We start from the raw sequence: 18083 nt of genomic DNA, 5'->3' as shown, positions 1-18083 counted from the left end.
GTACAACGCTTCGCGAGTTGGTTTGCAAAAAAGGAGAACGTTCGTGATGACCTCCGCCGATTATCTCGCCAAAGTGCCATATTGTTCGATGCCTGCGCCGTCGACCGATGTCGAACTGACAACGAGGGAAGGCGGCACGTTGGTGCTGAAATCCAGGATCAAACTCGGGGAGACAAGCGGGACAATTTGCTCTTTTCTCCCGCACTGGGCGGCGGTATCGCCGAACCGCTGTTTTCTCGCACAACGAAACGACGGTCACGCGTGGCAACCGATCACTTATCTGGAATTTTGGTCTCGAGTGCGATCGGTGGGGCAGGCGTTGCTGAATCGCGGCGGGTTGCCTGGCGATACGCTGGCCATCCTGTCTGGAAATTCCATCGAGAACGCAGTCATGCAGTTCGGTGCAATGTCGGTCGGTCTGCAAGTGGCGCCGATTTCTCCGAGGTACAGTCTTCTGCCCGGTGGCCTTGGCCGTATCGAGGAGATCGCCAAGGTTCTCAAGCCGAAGTTCGTCTTCGCGCAGAAGGCCGATCCCTATTTGCGGGCCCGCGGCGTTTCCAGCTTTGGGCAGGCCGAATGGGTGACGTTCGAGCCGGTCGCTGATGTCACTCCGCTGGCGGAGCTTTTCGATGCAACGCCGGATCGCGCATTCGATGCGGCATTCGCTGCGCTCCGACCGGATACAGTCGGAAGAATCCTGTTCACGTCGGGATCGACCGGATCTCCAAAAGGCGTGATCAACACTCATCGGATGATGTCGAGTTCGCTGCAGATGATTGCTCAGGTGATGCCAGCCTCGCGTCCGCCGGTCCGGTTGGATTGGCTGCCATGGCATCACACCCTGGGTTGCAACGTCAATCTCAACGGAATCCTGAAGGACGGTGGATCACTCTACATTGATGACGGGAGCCCGACCCCCGACGCGTTTCACCGGACGGTTTCCAATTTACAGGACATCGGCCCTACCTCTTATCATAGTGTGCCGGCCGGTTACGCGCTGCTGTGCGTGGCCCTTAGCAAGGATCCCGTTCTGAAACGCATGTTCTTTCATCGTCTCGAGCGAATGGTGTTCGCCGGCGCGGCGATTTCGGCGCCCGTGATGATGAAACTTCAAGAGCTTGCGGTCGAAGCCAGAGGCGAACGCATTCCGATCATGTCCGGCTACGGCAGCACGGAAACTGCGCCGACCATATGCATCTCCTATCGTCCGTGCGAAGGTCCCGGCGAGGTCGGTCTGCCGGCGCCGGGTGTCGAACTTAAACTGGTTCCGGCGATGGACGCCTTGGAGGTCCGCGTGCGCGGGCCGAACGTCATGCCCGGCTATCTCGGAATGCCGGAACTGTCAGCAGCAGCGTTCGACGAGGAGGGTTTCTACCGGACGGGCGATACCGTCACTTTCATCGATCCCGCCGATCCATCCCGCGGCTTGAGATTTTCAGGTCGGCTCTCCGAGAACTTCAAGATTGCCAACGGCACATGGGTGCTCGCGGGCAACCTTCGCGCAGCCATCCTGAACCGGATGGGCGGCGTGTTGCAGGACCTGGTCATTGCCGGTGAGGGCCACGATACGCTCGTCGCACTGGTTTGGCTCAATCCGGACCGTGCGAGAGCGCACGCCGCCAGTTCGATAGCTGATGCGAGCGTCGAAAGCCTCGTCGCGGACTCCGGCGTTGCAGGATACATCCGTCATGTCTTGAACGAACATAACCTTGCTGCGGGAACGAGCGAGCGGATATCGGCCGTTGCCGTCCAGACCGAGCCACCGTCATTAGCGGCGGGTGAAATCACTGACAAGGCATACATCAATCAACGCGCGGTTCTGAAGAACCGCGCGGCGGTTTTGGCTGCGCTTTACGGCAAAGGATATTCGCCGCACATCATTCGCCTTCATCCCCGTCCACGAGCGTCGATAACAGCGAATTCCGGGGCTGCGTGACCCACGTTCCCCATGTCACGCTCATGCTCATGCGTGGCGCGGTTGCAGCCCAATTCGAGGGCGGGTTTAAGCCGTATGTCGGGGCTGCGTTCTATCATACGTGGGAAGAACCAAAGAAGATGGACGATCCGAAAGCAGCATGCACGCCGTTTGCCGAGGGCAATGGTGGATCTGAAATATTCGGATCGGCTGCCGATGGGCAGCACCCTCGAATAGGAATGGTGGCGGCGGGTGCGACAAACCAAGGGCGCAACCCTAATCGGCCTGCGACAGGCGCAAACGTTCGGACAGCTTTTCGGCATCCTCTTTGCGCTCACTGTAACGGTCCGTCAGATAGGCTGAGACATCGCGCGTCAGCAACGTGAACTTCATCAATTCTTCCATGACGTCGACGACGCGGTCGTAGTAGGGAGACGGCTTCATGCGGCCGGAATCATCGAACTCGCCGAAGGCTTCCAGAAGCCGCGCCGCTTCTTGCGTCATAAAGCGGCTGAAGGAGCGCTGGCGCAGCGATCCGTACAGCAACAGGATGCGAGGCTTGTATAGCGACGGCGCCGCCCTCAATAGGGAAGAGTTCGGCGCGGAAAAAGCAGCCGGATCAACGTTTGGGAGGGCCTCTTCAACCATCGACCACTTCGCCGTCTTCTTTGACGAAGCGGCCGATGCGGGCCGGCAACAGGTCCAACACCGTCTCCGACGGCCGGCAAAGCCGCACGCCCTTCGGCGACACGACGATCGGACGGTTGATCAGGATCGGATGCGCCATCATCGCATCGAGGAGGGCGTCGTCGGTCAAAGTCGAATCGCCGAGGCCCAATTCCGCGTAGGGTGTGCCTTTCTTGCGCAAAAGCGCACGCACCGGAATTCGCATTGCGGCGATCAGTTCTTTCAGGCGTTCACGGGTCGGTGGTGTCTTCAGGTATTCGATGACGGTCGGCTCCTCGCCGCTCTGCCGGATCATGGCAAGCGTGTTGCGCGAGGTGCCGCAGTCGGGATTGTGGTAGATCGTAACGCTCAAAGCTTTGCCTCCTCTGAGATCGGGAAAGCGGCGGGATCCGGACGCAGCAGCCAAGAGGTCACGAAGAGACCCAAGATAGCTCCAACGAACTGGGCGAAGATGAAGCCCGGCAGGTCGGCCGGCCGGATTCCGGAGAACGTGTTCGTCAGCGAACGCGCGATCGCCACCGCGGGATTGGCGAACGACGTCGATGCGGTGAACCAGTATGCCGCGGTGATATACAGGCCGACCAGCCACGGAACGGATGGCTTCGCAAATCGCACGCCAGCGAGGATCGTGACGAGAAGACCGAACGTTGCGACCCCTTCGGAGAACCACTGGGCGCCGCCGGTGCGTGCCTTCAGCGACATGTCGATCAACGGCAACGCAAACATGCCGTGCGCGACCAGCGTACCGGCAATTCCACCGACGACCTGCACTCCTGCGTAAAGTGCCGCTTCCCGCACCGGCAGCTCGCCGCGCAGCGCGAATACGGCAGAGACGGCCGGATTGAAGTGCGCACCCGATATCGGGCCGAACAACGTGATCAGCACGACGAGTATCGCTCCGGTCGGCAGCGTGTTACCCAATAGGGCCAGGGCGACGTCCTTTGTCAGACTCTCGGCCATGATGCCGGAGCCGACGACGGTTGCAACGAGCAGCAGCGTCCCGAGAAATTCGGCTGCAAGCCTTCGGCTTAGATCAAAAGACATGAGACATACCCGATGCAAAAGCCCAATCGCCGTTGCTGGTAAGAACAATATCGCAAAAGAGGGCAGGCATCAGCACTTCCCTTGCTGGACAGCATGATTTGGCTTGCTAAGTCGCCGCAGAACCGATCCTTCCGAAAGAGGCGACGCCGCGACGAAGGGATTCACCGGCGCGCATAGACCATACCGACGGCCATCATGCAAATGCCGCCCAACGCCGCGCCAGTCACGGCTTGCAGGACGTAGACATCCGCAGGCCTGACCTCGTTGAGGCTCCCGCTTCCCGTTACCACCGTGACCGCGTATGTCTGCAGGAAGTACCCTCCCACGACGCCGGCAACTAAGCCGACGATCGTGTGTCCCCAAAATCCGAAGGCGTGGTCGTGGACGACCGCGGCCGCGATGTGAGCACCGGCGAATCCAGCAACGATCTGGATGCAAAGGCTGGTGGTCGTCCAAAGCATTGATCCATTCCTTGCTCGTTTAGGCGTGTGATCTCGACGCATCCACCGCCGGTACGTTCTCGGCCGGAGCAGTTGAGCCCGCGGTGAGGGGCAGGGCATAGGTGATGGCCCAACAGAGGAGAAGCATCGCCGCCGAGCCCGCGAGGCAACCCTCGATGCCTGCAAGCTGATATAGAACGCCGGAAAGCGTGATCCCAAGGAGGCGCCCCGCGGCGTTCGCAGCGTAATAGAAGCCGACGTCTTCGGCCGCTTTTTCTGATCCGGCATAAGCAAGGATCAGGTAGGAATGGAGGGACGAGTTGACGGCGAACGGCAGACCGAACAGCGCAAGCCCCACCATCAACATCAGATCCGGACGAGACACCGAGAAAAGTTGCATCGCTATCGCGAGCACAATGGGCACCGCCGCGAGAATGGCAGCCCAAAGATGAGCGGCCGGGATCTCCCGGCTTAGCCCGTCGGTGCTTCGGCGGACCATCGTGGGCGCTATCGCCTGAATGCCGCCGTAGGCGATGGTCCACGCCGCGAGAAAGCCCGCGACCTCCATGAAGTGCCAGCCACGGCCGTAGAGAAACACGGGTAGTCCTACTACGAACCAGACGTCGCGCGCGCCGAACATGAAAACCCGCGCAGCGGCGAGGAGATTGATGCTGCGGGTCTTAGCGAAGAGCTCCCGAATGGTCTTGGAGGATTTCGCCTTTCCGAGATTTCGTGGAAGCAGCACCAGCCCCGCGACGAATACGATGCCGAGCAGCGCGGCCATCAGCCAGAGGGCGTATCTGAATCCGACGAGCTGTAGCAGCAGGCCGCCGACGAAAAATCCCACTCCCTTCATCGCGTTCTTCGAACCCGTGAACCAGGCGACCCAGCGGAACAACTGACTGTTTCCGTCGGCGGACGTTGCCTTGATCGCCGACTTCGAGGCGGTCTTCGTCAGGTCCTTGGCTACTCCCGCGATGCCCTGAGCGATCACGACCCATGTCACGGACGCCACGACACCCCATCTCGGATCGAGCGCCGACAGCATCAACAGGCCGCCGATCTGGAGTATCTGTCCGATCGCGAGCATGCGCGGAATCCCGAAGCGCGACGCGAAATAGCCGCCCGCGAGGTTTGCGGCGACCCCGGCCGCCTCGTACAGCAGAAAGAGGAAGGCCAGCGTGAAGGGGGTGTATCCAAGCCGGAAGAAGTGGAAGAGGACGAGCATCCGCAGCGCGCCGTCGACGAGCGTGAAGCCCCAGTAAGAGGCCGTTACGATCAAATAGTTTCTGGCTGTCGATGTCATAGGCCCGCCCTCCAGACGATGTTGGCGAGATCGACCATTCGGCACGCATAACCGACCTCGTTGTCGTACCACGCGTAGACTTTAAGCAGCGTGCCGTCGGTCACCATCGTGCTTTGTGCGTCGACGATCGAACTACGCGTATCGTTCGCGTAATCGACCGAGACCAGGGGCCGATGTTCGATCCCCAGGATTCCCGCGAGCATGGTCTTCTCCGCGCCCTCGAACAGCTTGTTGACTTCGGGCGCGGTCGTCTCCCGCGCGACTTCGAAGACACAGTCGGTAAGGCTGGCGTTGAGTACGGGCACGCGGACGGCATGACCGTTCAGCTTGCCCTTCAGTTCCGGATAGATGAGCGAGATCGCAGTCGCACTTCCGGTCGTCGTGGGCTGCATGGACAGCATCGCCGAGCGAGCCCGCCGGAGGTCTTTGTGCGGCGCGTCAACGACGACGTTGGTGTTGGTGGGATTGTGGATCGTCGTAATCAGGCCGTGGCGGATTCCGATGGCTTCATGGATCACCTTGACCACTGGCGCAAGACAGTTCGTGGTGCAGGACGCCGCGGTCAAGAGTTTGTGGCGCTCCGGATCGTAGAGCTTGTCGTTGACGCCGACGACGATGTTCAGCGCACCCTCGTCTTTGACTGGTGCTGCGACGATGACGCGTTTGACGCCGCGATCGAAGTAAGACTGCAGCCGGTCCGACTTGACGAATTTGCCGGTACATTCGAGGACCACATCGCAGCCCAGATCCCCCCAAGGCACCTCGGACGGGTCGGCCGCTTCGCTGAAACCGATCTGGTGAGAGCCGATTCCAATCATGGTGCCGTCATTCACGCCGATCTTTTCGTGCCATCGGCCATGGATGCTGTCGAACTCGATGAGGTGCGCCGTCGCGTCAATACCGCCCTTGAGTTCATTGACGTGGATGACATCAAGTCGATTGGACCTGCGGGGATCGCCTTCGGGCCGGTGCATGCCACCGAATGCTGCGCGGAGGGCCAGCCGCCCGATACGGCCCATGCCGTTGATTCCGACTTTCATTGTTGTTCCTTCTAGGGGGAGAGGCGGTTGCTACCGCCGATCTCGTCGAGACGGGCTTTGAGGGCCATCCTGTCGAGCGAGGCAAACGGAAGGCTGGTGAAGATCTCGATTCGCCGACGGATCATCGCGTAGAGTTCGTTGAGCAGAGTGGTTTTTTCCGGCGCCGAGCCCGTGAACTTGGCGGGATCGGGAAGCGGCCATGCACCCGTAACGAAACGGCTGTCGACGTCGGGACAGAACTGTCCCTGCGGCGTGTCACAGAGCGCAATGATGAAATCCATTCTGGGCGCCTGCGGGCGCGTGAATTCGTCCAGGGACTTGCAGCGGAGACGGCCCACATCGTGTCCTAGTTTGCGAAGACGATCCAGAACCTCCGGAAGTGGCGCCCGAGCCGGTTCGGAGCCCGCGGAGTATGCGTGGAATTTTCCCTTCCCGATCTGCTCGAGGATGGCTTCCGCCATGATCGAGCGAGCGGAATTTTGCGTGCAGAGAAAGAGCACGTTGAACGCTGGTGTCACGACATCGGGAGCGAACGTGTCGGCCATTTTCCGTCTTCTCCATCGGCAGGTGACCACAATTCTCGGGCTTCCTCTTCTGCCCGTGTCGCGGCGGTCCCAGATCAGCGTTCCACAAAGCTCTTGTCACGTTCGCGTCAATCTGATCCTATATGTCGAGACATACAGACATATACGGCGGAGACGGCCAATGGGCAAGCGAATTTGGGTTCCCGCGATGGTGGGGCTGGTCATGGCGATGACCTCGCCGCTGCACGCGGGCGAGACCAATGGCTCCGGGTCAACGTTCGTTTTTCCGATACTTTCGAAGTGGGCGACGGAGTACCAGGCCAAGACGGGCGATAAGGTCAATTACCAATCGAACGGTTCCGGAGCTGGATTGCAGCAGGTGAAGGCAGGTGCGGTCGATTTCGGCGCCTCCGATATGCCGCTGCGGCCGGATCAACTGGTTAAAGCCGGCCTCGGTCAATTCCCGCTGGTCATCGGCGGTGTCGTACCGGTGGTGAACATCGAGGGGATTGGCCCTGGTCGGCTGCGGTTCACCGGAAGTGTCCTCGCGGATATTTTCCTGGGCAAGATCAAGAATTGGGATGATCCCGCCCTCAAGAGGCTGAATCCCGATCTCGCGCTGCCGGATGCGCCGATCACCGTCGTTCATCGCACCGACGGTTCGGGCACCACCTTCAACTTCGCGAACTACCTTTCCAAGGTCAGTCCCGAGTGGAAGGAAAAAGTGGGGGAGGGAGTGGCGGTCGAATGGCCCACGGGAGTGGGCGGCAAGGGCAACGAAGGCGTCGCCGCATACGTGGTCCTGGCCAAGAACTCCGTCAGCTACGTAGAATATGCCTACGCGATCAAGAACAAACTAGCTTATGGCTTGGTTCAGAATCATGCGGGACGCTTCGTCCAGCCGGGAGCCGAGACCTTCCAGGCCGCCGCAGCGAGCGCCGCGTGGGAAAACACCCAGGACTTCTATCGGATCATGACCGACGCTCCCGGCGAAAACGCGTATCCGATCACGGCGACGTCGTTTGTCCTGATGCCGAAACAACCGAAGGACCACGGCCGCGCGAAGATCGCGCTCGACTTCTTCAGATGGTCCCTGGAGAACGGGCAGGCTGACGCGGGCGCGCTCAATTACGTGCCACTGCCGGTCTCCTTGATCGAGAAGATTGAAAGATACTGGAAGAGCGATTTCGGGGCTTAATGCAGAAATGCCAGCATGCCCGGCCGGATCGACTTCGCGTCACTCGCACGGGTGAGAGGGCACTTGCGCGGTTTCGCCGCGACGCTCTTCGTCAGTGAGCGATTAAGCCCCTGACGTTGGCTGCGTCCAGCGGCTTCTTTATTGGCGATACGGTATATTGGGCCTGCGTAATCCGAGCCCGGGTGGAGACAGCCCGTGGCATGCCGCTCCTTTATGTCTGTTGCAGGATTCAACGCGTCCACTATCTTCGACGGATGCGTTATTCCCCGGGAAAGCGACCCATCGATATGAAGCCAGATCTGTTTACGACCGACGACGCCGTGGAGATGTTCGCCAGCCTGGCTCAGCCGACGCGGCTTGAGGCGTTCAGGCTGTTAGCGCGCTATCTTCCCTATGGCCTGCCGGCCGGCGATGTGGCCCGCCTCCTCGCCGTGCCCCACAACACGATGTCGACGCACCTTTCCCAACTTGAGCGGGCGGGTCTTCTCACAAGCCGGCGCGAAGGCCGGTCGATTATCTACGCGGCGAAGTCCGGTAAGATCGGAAGCCTGTTCGACGTCATGCTCGGCGAGATGCAGTCCTCGGGCGACGACGAAGCATTCCCGCAACGACGTCCCGCGGCGGAGAGTTCCAAGGGCTACAACGTGCTGGTGCTGTGTTCGGGCAATTCGGCTCGCTCCATCATCGCAGAGTCGATTCTGAACCGTGAGGGGGCCGGCCGCTTCCGTGCCTACTCGGCGGGGAGCCGTCCGCAGGAGCGACCGCATCGCCTAGCCGTCGAGCTTCTTGACAGTCTTGGCTACGAAACGGGGCACCTGCGTTCGAAAAGCTGGAATGAGTTCGCAGGTAAGCGCGCGACCGTAATGGATTTCGTCGTCACCGTCTGCGACGCCGCAGCGGGCGAGGAATGCCCGTTTTGGCCGGGGCACCCTTTGCAGGCGCACTGGGGAATTCCGGACCCCGCAGTCGTAAAGGGCACCAAAGACGTTCAGCGCGCCGCCTTTCTTGCCACTTATCGGCGGCTAACCGCCCGGTTGACGGCGCTCGTGAACCTTCCGGTCGAAAAGCTGGATCTCGCCAGTCTCAAGCGGGAGCTCGCCTCCATTGGCCGGATGGAGGGCGCGACGGAGGCAACCTTGTCGGCGCCACAGGCTGCATAGCCGAACTTCAACCCGCGCTATCGAGGATTGACACTTCCAGGTTGTCTAAAGTGCGAGAGGCATCGAAAAAGGGTGATAGTTCACCAGACTGTTCTCGGCGACGTTTCCTAGTTCGGCACCGATTTCGGCAAAGCCGTCGGCGTTTACCAGTGGTAACAGTCGAGCAGAGCCGCCACGACCAAGCTTTCCGATGCGAACGATCCCATCGGGACCAAAACCATCCACTTTCGCCAGTACAAATTCGGTGCGCCCGACCTTATGAACAAAGCTCTCCGCAGTTCGCGCGGAATATTGCATTGTCGAAACTTCAGTAGCCCCCAACATTCTCCGGATGAGGGGGCGTCCGAAGAGTAGGAAGTTGACCAGTGCAGCAACCGGGTTGCCGGGGAGGGCAAGCACCTGCATCCTACCCACGGAGCCTCTGCCGATTGGTTTTCCAGGGCGTAGCGCAAGCTTTAGGGTTTCACATCGCCCTCCGGCATCGATGATAGCTCCGGCGACATGATCGGCGTCGCTGCCGGCCACACCCCCGGAGGTAATCAATAGGTCCAGGTGGGACGCGGCGTCGAGCATCGTTCTGGCGACGGCCTCCCGCTCATCCGGTACGATGCCGAGGTCAGAAACGGCGATGGCCTCGGACGTGAGAAGCGAGCGAAGCATTGGTCCGTTGGTGTCGACGATCGAGTTGGGGCCGACTTCGTTGCCGGCTTCGATCAATTCATCTCCGGTTGAGAGAACTCCAACCCGGAGCTTGCGCTTTGTACAGGCCCGAGCGTTGCCGGACGCAGCAAGAATGGCAATGTGCCTTCCGTCGAAGACTGTTCCCTTCGCCACGACGATCGTACCGGTCGACACGTCCTCGCCACGCCCGCGGATGTTTGCACCGTAATCAGGCAGGAAGTGGAAGGTCACACCGGCCAAATGTCGTGTGCTGCGCTCTTCCAGCACGATGGCCGCAGCGCCATCCGGGACCCGGGCGCCGGTCAGTATCCTGACCGTGTTGCCCGGCCGGAGGGTGCCAGCCATCGTATGTCCCGCAGCGGTCTTCCCGACGATCTTGAGGGTTAGCGGCGATGGCCGGCGGAGATCATCTGCGTGCAGAGCGAAGCCGTCGACAGCGGAGTTGTCGAAGCGGGGTAGCGCGACCTCGGAAAGGATGTCCGTCGCCGCGACCCTCCCGAGCAGTCCGGTTAGAAGTGTCGTTTCAGTGCCGGCTATTTCGCCGACGCCGTCGAGCACGACGCCGCGCGCGACGGTTGGAGACATAAGTGTAGCGTGGGCGAGGCAGTCGTCGAAGGCGCGCGCCGTCGCGAGATCCGGTCGAACATTCATTGAAAGATTCCGCCGATCAAGAGGGCCGGGGAGCGCGTATGCGCTCCCCGGGGGGCGTCAGGTCGAGTATTCCTTCGACTTGAACGTCAAGTGACGGACCCCTTCCGGTGCATCCGAGATTTTGCGGATGTTACCCCAGGTCTGCTTGTAGTTGGGGATAATCAACTCGTTCACCCCTTTTGAAACGACATTGCCCTGCACGCCGGTCGGGAACGCGAACAGCATGAAAGCCTGCTTGCGCTTCGCCGACGGCGTCGGGTAAGCCATGGCCTGGGTTGAACCGTTGTCGTTGTAGATTTCGACCAGATCGCCGTTCTTGAGCTTCAGATCCGACATGTCCTGCGGATTCATTTCAATGAACGGGTAGGGCCACCGGTCCATGACGAGTTCGTTGTCGACGTCGAGATACGCACTCTGCCAGACCATGTTGGCGCGTCCGTTGTTGATTAGGAACGCGAACTTGTCCTTCTCGGCCTGCTTGCCCGCCGCCTGAAGGCCGCGCCATTTCGTTTCGGCAAAGACGGCTTTCCCGTCCGGCTTGTTGAACTTGCCGTCGGCAAAGAGACGCTTCGTCCCGACAATCTTGCCGTCGGCGTAGCTGCTTGCGGGTTCCTGGAAGCCATTTGTTCCCATAGCCTTCAGGCGTTCATAGGTGACGAACTCGCCACCCTTTTCATGACCGTGATAGCCGTCCATGAAGGCGTCTTCTTCGGTCTTCCAATCGAAGCCCTTGAACTTGTCGGCGATATCAGCCTTTCCCATTTCGCGGAATACCCGTTCCATGTTGTTGGCGATGCGCGCCGCGATCAGGCAGTCCGGCATGGCGTTGCCGGGAGGGTCCATATAGCGCTCCGTCAGCCGCATGCGCCGTTCGCCGTTCATTGATGTCAGGTTCATCTCTCCCGACGTAGCTGCTGGCAGGATGACGTGACATGCTTGACCGATCTTGGTCGGCACGATGTCCACGTCCACCGCGAACAGGCCGCCTTTCTTGATGGCATCGACAATGGCTTTCACCATTGCGGGTCGATCCCCATAGGCGACGGCGTTCATCGCATCCTTCACGATGTCCGTCCGCTTCTTATAGACCTGCTTGAATTCCATCGCGTTGAGCGTGGTCTTGTAGTGGTCGCACGCCCAGATGTGATGAACGCCGCCCTTGCCGCCGATCAGCAGTTGGTCAACGTAGGCGGCGGGCTTTCCGACGTGCGCATCCGATGGGCGGGAGTATCCTTCCTGATGACCTCCCATCCGCACGCAGCCGCCGCCGGGCCGGCCGATGTTGCCGGTCGCGAGCGCCAGATTCACCAGAGACTGGTTGGTCCGGTAGTTATCGTTGCCCCAGATCAGGCCCTTTTCGTAGGAGAACATCGTCCTGCGGCGGGCGCCGCCGGCCTTCGGCTCGGCGATCCATGTGATGGCCTTGACGATGTCGGCCTCGCTGAGACCGGTGGTTTTGGCTGCGTCCGCGACCGAAACCTTGTTGGCGGCGACCGCCTTGTCGAAATCCTTGGTCGAAGCCGCGATGAACGGCTTGTCGACCCAGCCCTTGTCTGCGGCATAGGTCAGCCAGGCGTTAAACAGCATCAGGTCGGAGCCCGAATTGATCGCGAGGTGAAGCACGTTCTCCTTGCCCGCTTCGACTTCGCAGGCGTTGACGGTGACCGTGCGTCGCGGATCCACGATCACGATGCGGCCGCGCTCCACCGCCTCGTTCCCAAACTCCTTTTTCTTCTTGTCGATCGAGGTGCCGCGCAGGTTCGGGATCCAGTGGTTCAGGAAGTAGTTGGTCTGCGTCTCGAGCGCGTTGGTGCCGACCGCGACGATGGTGTCGGCAAGCTCGGCATCTTCGTAGCAGTTGTTGAGCTCGCCCACGCCCATGTCGCGCGTGCCGTGGACTTCGGAGTTGTAGGCCGGGCGGTTGTGGATTCGGATGTTCTTGATCTTCATGGCGCCGAAATAGAGCTTTCCAGTACCCCAGGTGTTTTCATATCCGCCACCTGCACCGCCGTGATCGAACGCCGACACGAACAATCCGTCCTCGCCCTGGTCGGCGATAACGCCAGCGGTCACTCGCGCCACGAGATCCAGCGCATCGTCCCAACTTGTCGGCTGAAGCTGGCCGTAACGCCACACAAGCGGATCGGTCAATCGCTGCAATTGCGTATTGCGCTGGCGCGAGTAGCTCATTTCCGCGATGCGGGCCCCGCGCGGCGATCCGAGGCCGGAATTCACCACGCAATCCTTGTCCGGCTTGATCACGATGTGGACGTCGCGGCCGTCCTGTTTGACGATGTTGTACATCGAAGGTGCGTACCAGGCCGCAGTCTCGGCCTCCTGCTGCTTCGAAAGGTCCACGCCGAATTTGTTGTTGGCGGGTGCGGGGCCGCCTTCGTATCGCGTATCCCAGGTATAGGCCTTGTAGCCGCAACCAACGATGCAGTAGTGGCAGACGACGTTATGTTCCTTGGCGTCCGCAGGAACGATGGGCAGGCGGCCGATCTGGCGCTTGTAGGACATGGTGTGATCTCCCTCAGAGGACGTTGGACAGGCGGCCATACAGAAGCTCGTCCACGCCTTCGGCGTAGACGTCGCCCTTGTCGTCGATCCGGAGCACGTACTGCGGAAGATTTTGTGTGGCTTGTCCCCACACCTGCTGACCTCCATTCTCGCAATCGAAGCGGGAATAGTGGCCCGGACAATTCATCGTCTTGTCGGCTGCGTGATAGCTGAGGGGAAAGCCCTTGTGCGGGCAGGTCGTTGTGAAGCCGACGATGTCGCCGTCGGGACCCGCGCCGCCGGGGACCTTTTGCCCCAGTTTGATCAACACCCCCGGCGCATCCCCATCCGGATAGCTGACCTGGAACGGCTCGTTGGTCTTGAGGTCCTTGAGGTTCGCCAGGCGATTTGAGGGATACTTCACCAGTGCGGCTGTGTTGTCTGCCTTCGCTTCCGCCGGAAGCACCGTTACTGCGGCTGCGGCGGCCGTCATGGCGCCGGCGCCGCTGAGGAAATGTCGACGGCCAACGTCGACAAGATTGTCGCATCTTTTCATTTCGGTGATCTCCCCAGATCATTGGTTCTGTTTGTCCCATCGGACAGGAGACACCTTGCAGAAGGCAGGCCATCTGCAGAGTCTGATGAAAAGCTTAGGTTTCTTGATCCTACGCCATCTCGTCCGCGCTGGATCGGTTCGGAAATCCGAACATGGTGCACTGCCGTTGGTTCGGAATCCCGACTGACACCCACCAGTTGTGTGGTTTGAACGGTAAGGTTCTCCCTCAGGCGTCCGTATTCAATCCCAGTCGCCGCATCTTATCCCAGAGCGTGGTCCGCCCAATGCCCAGCAGTTTCGAGGTGGCCCCAATCTCACCGTTGGTTGACGCCAACGCGCGCAGGATGTGGCGTTTCTCAGCGCTCTGGCGCGCGTCTTCCAGCGAAGGCAGGAACTCCGGCGGCGCACCGTCTTCGCCTTGCTCCGGAAACATGTCACCCGGCATGACCCACAGCCCGAGACCCAACGCTACCGCTCTTTCGATCCTGTTGCGGAGTTCCCTCACATTCCCCGGCCAATGGTAGGTGAGGGCGGCTTCCTCGGCGAGAGCGCTAATGCCCCGCAGTTCGGAGTCCATCCGGACGCTGGTCTCGGCGAAGAACTTCTCCATGAGCCACGGAATGTCTTCCGGGCGATCCCGCAGCGGGGGAACACGAACCGTCACCACGTTGATCCGGTAGTATAGATCCTCGCGGAAACGACCGGCTTCGACTTCCTTCTGGAGATCCGCGTTGGTGGCGACGACGAGACGCCCCTTGAACGCGATAGGACGCTCACCGCCCAGCCGATAGAATGTCTTGTCTTCGATGAGCCTCAGTAGCTTCGCTTGAAGATCCGCCCGCAACTCGCCGATCTCGTCCAGGAAGAGAACTCCATCACCGGCACGCTCTGCATAACCGAGATGCCTTTGGGTAGCGCCGGTAAAGGCTCCCTTCTCATGACCGAGCAATTCGCTTTCCAAAAGGTCGGCGGGAATGGCCGCGCAGTTGACGGCTATGAACGGTCGATCCCCGCGGCCCGATGCATGAAGAAAGCGGGCCGCAACCTCCTTGCCGCTACCAGTCTCACCGGTGATCATGACCGTCGAATTGAGCTTCGCCACCCGCTGCAGCAACGCCTCAAGGGCTCTCATCGACGGCGACAGACCGAGCGCGTTCGTACTTTGCCGGCCGCTTGGCCGCATCAATTCACCGAGACGTAGCAGGAAGTGGTCGAGGTCGAACGGCTTCAAGACATAATCCGCAGCCCCGGCCCTCATGAGCCTCACAGCCTGATCGATATCACCGTAGCCGGTGATGAAGAGGAACGGCGGGACGAGGGGCGAACGAGCGGCTTTCCTGAACAGTTCCTCGCCATCGAGGTCGGGAAGGCGGATGTCGCACACGATGGCTTCAAACTTGCTGCGGGAGATGTCTTCGATCGCGTCACGGCCCCGTTGCCACCATTTGACGGTCACGCCCTCGAGCGCAAGCCTCTGTACCAGGCTTTCGCCCATGATCGGGTCGTCTTCGACGAGCCCGATCGTCCGATCACTATGCAACATCGGACAACTCCGCATGAGGAATTGGGATGACCAGTTTCACCGACGTTCCGGCCGGAGCAAGGTTTTGGATTTCGATGCGTCCGCCCATGCCGGAGACGAGCCGTCCTGTCGTCCATAAGCCCAGACCACCGCCCTCGATCGGGGCCGGCCCATATCCGGATGTGAGAACAGCCGACGCGGAGTCGGGCATGCCCCCTCCGTGATCGGACACGATGATTTCCAGAGCAAGATCATCATTGCCGACCGCCGCGTCGACGGATGTGCCCTCCGGAGCCGCAGCGACCGCGTTGAGCAGCAGGTTTAGCAACGCTTGGCGGATCGGTGTACTGGCAACAGGGACTGTCCCTTTGAGGCGATTGTCGATTCGTACCGAGACGAACTTCCGCCGTCCCTCCGGAGCGACCAGCATCCCAAGATCATCAATGTCGGCGGGCGTGAGATCCCTGGGCTCGCTGTCCGTGCGGTACACGGCCAACGTGGTTCTTACGACATCCCGAATGCCATTCAGTCCCCGTTCCAGCAGTCCCAAGCTGTTGACGCGAACATTCTCCGAATGACCGTGCGTTCTCAAAGTGGAAAGAGCGTTGAAGAGCCCGCCCAGTGGATTATTGATTTCATGCGCCACCGCGGACGCAAGTCGTCCGAGACTTCCGAGACGCTCTTCCTCGGCGAGGCGTTTGCCGAGATCTTCGCGCTCCCTCATCGACCTCACCAATCCGTTGTAGCCTCGGAATAGATGCCCGAACTCGCCCTTGGTCTTCTGGACTACGTCGTCCGGGATCGGGACGGCCAGTGTCTCACGCGCGACACCGAGATGTTCGGACAGGATTTCCACGGGGCGCATCATATGCGTGACCAATAGCCAGCCGACTGCTGCCAGGAGGACCGTCAGCGCGCCGTTGGTGAGCGCAAGGGCCATCAGCACGTCGCGGCGTTCGGCTGCAAGATGCCTTGTATCGAACGTCGCATAAATGATCCCGGCGACCCGTCCCGGATACGATAGCGTTCGCATCGCCTTGGCGGTATCCTCCCCGGCAGTGAAGCTAAACGCCTTCGTTTTCATGCTATCGTCGGCGGAAAATCCCGTGCCGATAGGATGCAGCTTAGGATCGGAGGCGGCGATGACCGCTCCGTCCCCGTTTGTAATCACGGTTTCGAGCGGATGAAGACCTTTGTTGATCTCCTGTGCACGCGCGATCGCATCGTACACTTCCCAATTGTCCTCACGCAATATCGAGGGCGCGCTAGCGGATGACAATCCGTCCAGATAGCTCTGCGAAAGTTCGACGAGGTGATTCTGCTGCATCTCGGTGAGACGCGCGAGGACACGTTCGGACAGAACCAGGCCGACGAGCATCATCATGACCACTACCGCGAGCGGAACCTTGATGGTGACGGGCCATGATCTGAGGGGTATGAATTTCATACGTCACCCTTCGGCGGCGACAAGTGCGGCCTTCGCGCTGATGGTGTCGAAGATGCTCGGATCCTCAGCGGCAAAACCGTCCAGCCGAAGCATCCGCAGCACGGCTAGCCCTTCCGGATCCTCGTTCATTCGGATCAAGGCTCGTCCGACGGCTTCTGTCCGGGACGGATCAGACGGGCTACGCGGAGCAGCCACGGGCGGAAACCCCAACCACTCCGAAGGTCGGAGGATTCGGGTTCGAGAGGTGAGTTCGGGCTCCAATTCGTTGACAACGTCGTAAACGTAACCGTCGACCGATCCGGAACCCGCAAGTCCCGATGCGACGGCTCGGATGACGTCCCGATGTCCGTAAGTAAAGAAGGTTTTCGCGAAGAAGGTCTCTGGGCGAAGGCCGCGTTGTGCCATCTCGACTCGCGTGACGAGAAAGCCCGAGTTCGAGTCGGGATCAGAGAATGCATGGATATCGCCCCGCAAGTCATCAATACTGCCTCCGACACGGTCGCGGTCGACGATAAGGTACGATTGGTAGAGTGGCTTCTGATGCCAGAGTGGGACGGCCAGAAGCTGCAATTCGGAGCGATGGGCGACGAACGGGAAACCGCAGATCCACGCCGCGTCCAATTGGCCGGACGTCAACAGCGCGGTGATCTCCTGGTACGTACGCCGGTTGACGAGTGTTACCGGCATGTTCGTGGCGCGCTGCAGGTAGGATTGCAGGCGCCCCAAGAGTTCGAGATCGGATGTGAGGAATACCGGGGTTAGTCCGAACTGGATCGTCGGTTCGCTCGCGTTCGCGAAACGGGCAATGTGCGGGCTTAATATTGAGCCGACGCCAAGGGACAGCAGCGTGCGGCGCGTGGGACGTTCGGTTCGAGGGGACGACATACTTCGTGCTCCTTCGGAGCCGAGCGCCGTTGGCCAAATGCCCGGCGGCTCGGCAGCTATTTCGTCAGTCTTGAAATCTCCTTGGCGGCCGAGCGGCCGCGCTTCAAACTTTTGATGACGGGGGCACAGATTTCCGGCCGCCCGCGGCAGCAATCCTCAAGTAGAAATAGGGCGACCCTCTGGAACGCCTGTACGTCTGCGCGGTAGATGATCGAACGGCTGCGCCGCTCGGCGGTTACCAAGCCGGCGTTCGACATCACGGAAAGATGCGCGGACAGGGTATTCTGCGGGACCTCGATCACATGCGCCAGCTCCCCAGCGGAGATCCCATCTGGCTCGCGGCTAAGGAGGGCCCGATAAGCGCGCAATCGCGTCAACTGGGCCAAGGCTCCGAGAACGTCGACAGCCTGAATGTTCTCCATATTTCCAGATTTGTCGATATACTGCTGCTTGTCAAATCCGACTTTCGACTTGGAGGCTCCTTCTGGGGCTTAGTTCGCGAGCGCGGCTTGACCCATGTCTGCTATC

The 18083-nt window shown here is 60.4% G+C and carries 17 protein-coding genes; 3 read left to right on the top strand and 14 right to left on the bottom strand.

The genetic code is table 11. The features are described 5' to 3' along the window. Positions 1–46 precede the first annotated feature (46 nt). On the top strand, positions 47–1936 hold the full coding sequence (locus tag ACP2YO_RS28705; protein WP_426434509.1) for an AMP-binding protein: 1890 nt from the start codon (positions 47–49) through the stop codon (positions 1934–1936). Positions 1937–2191: 255 nt separating this feature from the next. Here ACP2YO_RS28705 and ACP2YO_RS28700 read toward each other — a convergent pair whose 3' ends face one another. The 7 genes from ACP2YO_RS28700 to ACP2YO_RS28670 form a co-directional block, all read right to left on the bottom strand. Further along, positions 2192–2563 carry a hypothetical protein gene (locus ACP2YO_RS28700; protein ID WP_426434508.1) on the bottom strand — a complete coding sequence of 124 codons (372 nt, stop codon included), beginning with the start codon at positions 2561–2563 and terminating at the stop codon, positions 2192–2194. Beyond that, positions 2556–2954 carry an arsenate reductase (glutaredoxin) gene (gene arsC, locus ACP2YO_RS28695; protein ID WP_426434507.1) on the bottom strand — a complete coding sequence of 133 codons (399 nt, stop codon included), beginning with the start codon at positions 2952–2954 and terminating at the stop codon, positions 2556–2558. The genes ACP2YO_RS28700 and arsC overlap by 8 nt, the downstream gene beginning before the upstream one ends. Continuing rightward, positions 2951–3646, bottom strand: a complete 696-nt coding sequence (locus ACP2YO_RS28690; protein ID WP_426434506.1) for an aquaporin — start codon at positions 3644–3646, stop codon at positions 2951–2953. Before ACP2YO_RS28690 ends, arsC begins: the two co-directional genes overlap by 4 nt. Before the next feature lie 161 nt (positions 3647–3807). Further along, entirely contained in the window at positions 3808–4107 is a 300-nt protein-coding gene (locus tag ACP2YO_RS28685; protein WP_426434505.1) for a hypothetical protein, read from the bottom strand. Between the two features lie 19 nt (positions 4108–4126). After that, positions 4127–5392 (bottom strand): organoarsenical effux MFS transporter ArsJ, encoded by a 1266-nt coding sequence (gene arsJ / locus ACP2YO_RS28680; protein WP_426434504.1) that lies wholly within the window; start codon positions 5390–5392, stop codon positions 4127–4129. Then, complete coding sequence (locus ACP2YO_RS28675; protein WP_426434503.1) at positions 5389–6432, bottom strand: ArsJ-associated glyceraldehyde-3-phosphate dehydrogenase; 1044 nt, start codon at positions 6430–6432, stop codon at positions 5389–5391. The genes arsJ and ACP2YO_RS28675 overlap by 4 nt, the downstream gene beginning before the upstream one ends. 11 nt (positions 6433–6443) lie before the next feature. After that, positions 6444–6977 carry an arsenate reductase ArsC gene (locus tag ACP2YO_RS28670; protein ID WP_426434502.1) on the bottom strand — a complete coding sequence of 178 codons (534 nt, stop codon included), beginning with the start codon at positions 6975–6977 and terminating at the stop codon, positions 6444–6446. Positions 6978–7137: 160 nt separating this feature from the next. On the opposite strand from ACP2YO_RS28670, the gene pstS reads away from it, so the two are divergent. Together pstS and ACP2YO_RS28660 are read left to right on the top strand one after the other, a co-directional pair. Beyond that, positions 7138–8154 (top strand): phosphate ABC transporter substrate-binding protein PstS, encoded by a 1017-nt coding sequence (pstS, locus tag ACP2YO_RS28665; protein ID WP_426434501.1) that lies wholly within the window; start codon positions 7138–7140, stop codon positions 8152–8154. 287 nt (positions 8155–8441) lie between these two features. Continuing rightward, the gene (locus ACP2YO_RS28660) at positions 8442–9314 is read left to right on the top strand and encodes a metalloregulator ArsR/SmtB family transcription factor (protein ID WP_426434500.1); all 873 of its coding nucleotides are present in this window, start codon (positions 8442–8444) and stop codon (positions 9312–9314) included. A gap of 45 nt (positions 9315–9359) precedes the next feature. Here ACP2YO_RS28660 and glp read toward each other — a convergent pair whose 3' ends face one another. The 7 genes from glp to ACP2YO_RS28625 all read right to left on the bottom strand — a co-directional run bounded on the left by glp (position 9360) and on the right by ACP2YO_RS28625 (position 17977). Next, complete coding sequence (glp, locus tag ACP2YO_RS28655; protein ID WP_426434499.1) at positions 9360–10646, bottom strand: gephyrin-like molybdotransferase Glp; 1287 nt, start codon at positions 10644–10646, stop codon at positions 9360–9362. A gap of 57 nt (positions 10647–10703) precedes the next feature. Then, positions 10704–13166 (bottom strand): arsenate reductase (azurin) large subunit, encoded by a 2463-nt coding sequence (locus ACP2YO_RS28650; RefSeq protein WP_426434498.1) that lies wholly within the window; start codon positions 13164–13166, stop codon positions 10704–10706. Between the two features lie 13 nt (positions 13167–13179). Continuing rightward, positions 13180–13701, bottom strand: coding sequence for an arsenate reductase (azurin) small subunit (locus ACP2YO_RS28645; RefSeq protein ID WP_426434497.1), 522 nt, complete (start codon positions 13699–13701; stop codon positions 13180–13182). Positions 13702–13927: 226 nt separating this feature from the next. Further along, positions 13928–15244 carry a sigma-54-dependent transcriptional regulator gene (locus tag ACP2YO_RS28640; protein WP_426434496.1) on the bottom strand — a complete coding sequence of 439 codons (1317 nt, stop codon included), beginning with the start codon at positions 15242–15244 and terminating at the stop codon, positions 13928–13930. Next, on the bottom strand, positions 15234–16607 hold the full coding sequence (locus ACP2YO_RS28635) for an ATP-binding protein (RefSeq protein ID WP_426434495.1): 1374 nt from the start codon (positions 16605–16607) through the stop codon (positions 15234–15236). Before ACP2YO_RS28635 ends, ACP2YO_RS28640 begins: the two co-directional genes overlap by 11 nt. A 66-nt stretch (positions 16608–16673) precedes the next feature. Further along, complete coding sequence (locus ACP2YO_RS28630; protein ID WP_426434494.1) at positions 16674–17555, bottom strand: PhnD/SsuA/transferrin family substrate-binding protein; 882 nt, start codon at positions 17553–17555, stop codon at positions 16674–16676. A 56-nt stretch (positions 17556–17611) separates the two neighbouring features. After that, positions 17612–17977, bottom strand: coding sequence for an ArsR/SmtB family transcription factor (locus ACP2YO_RS28625; RefSeq protein WP_426434493.1), 366 nt, complete (start codon positions 17975–17977; stop codon positions 17612–17614). Between the last annotated feature and the right edge of the window lie 106 nt (positions 17978–18083).

Origin of the sequence: Bradyrhizobium genosp. P (assembly GCF_049949265.1) — a bacterium.
Taxonomy (GTDB): domain Bacteria; phylum Pseudomonadota; class Alphaproteobacteria; order Rhizobiales; family Xanthobacteraceae; genus Bradyrhizobium.
Note: the sequence above shows the minus strand (reverse complement) of the source record. Positions and strands in the feature narration are given on the sequence as shown.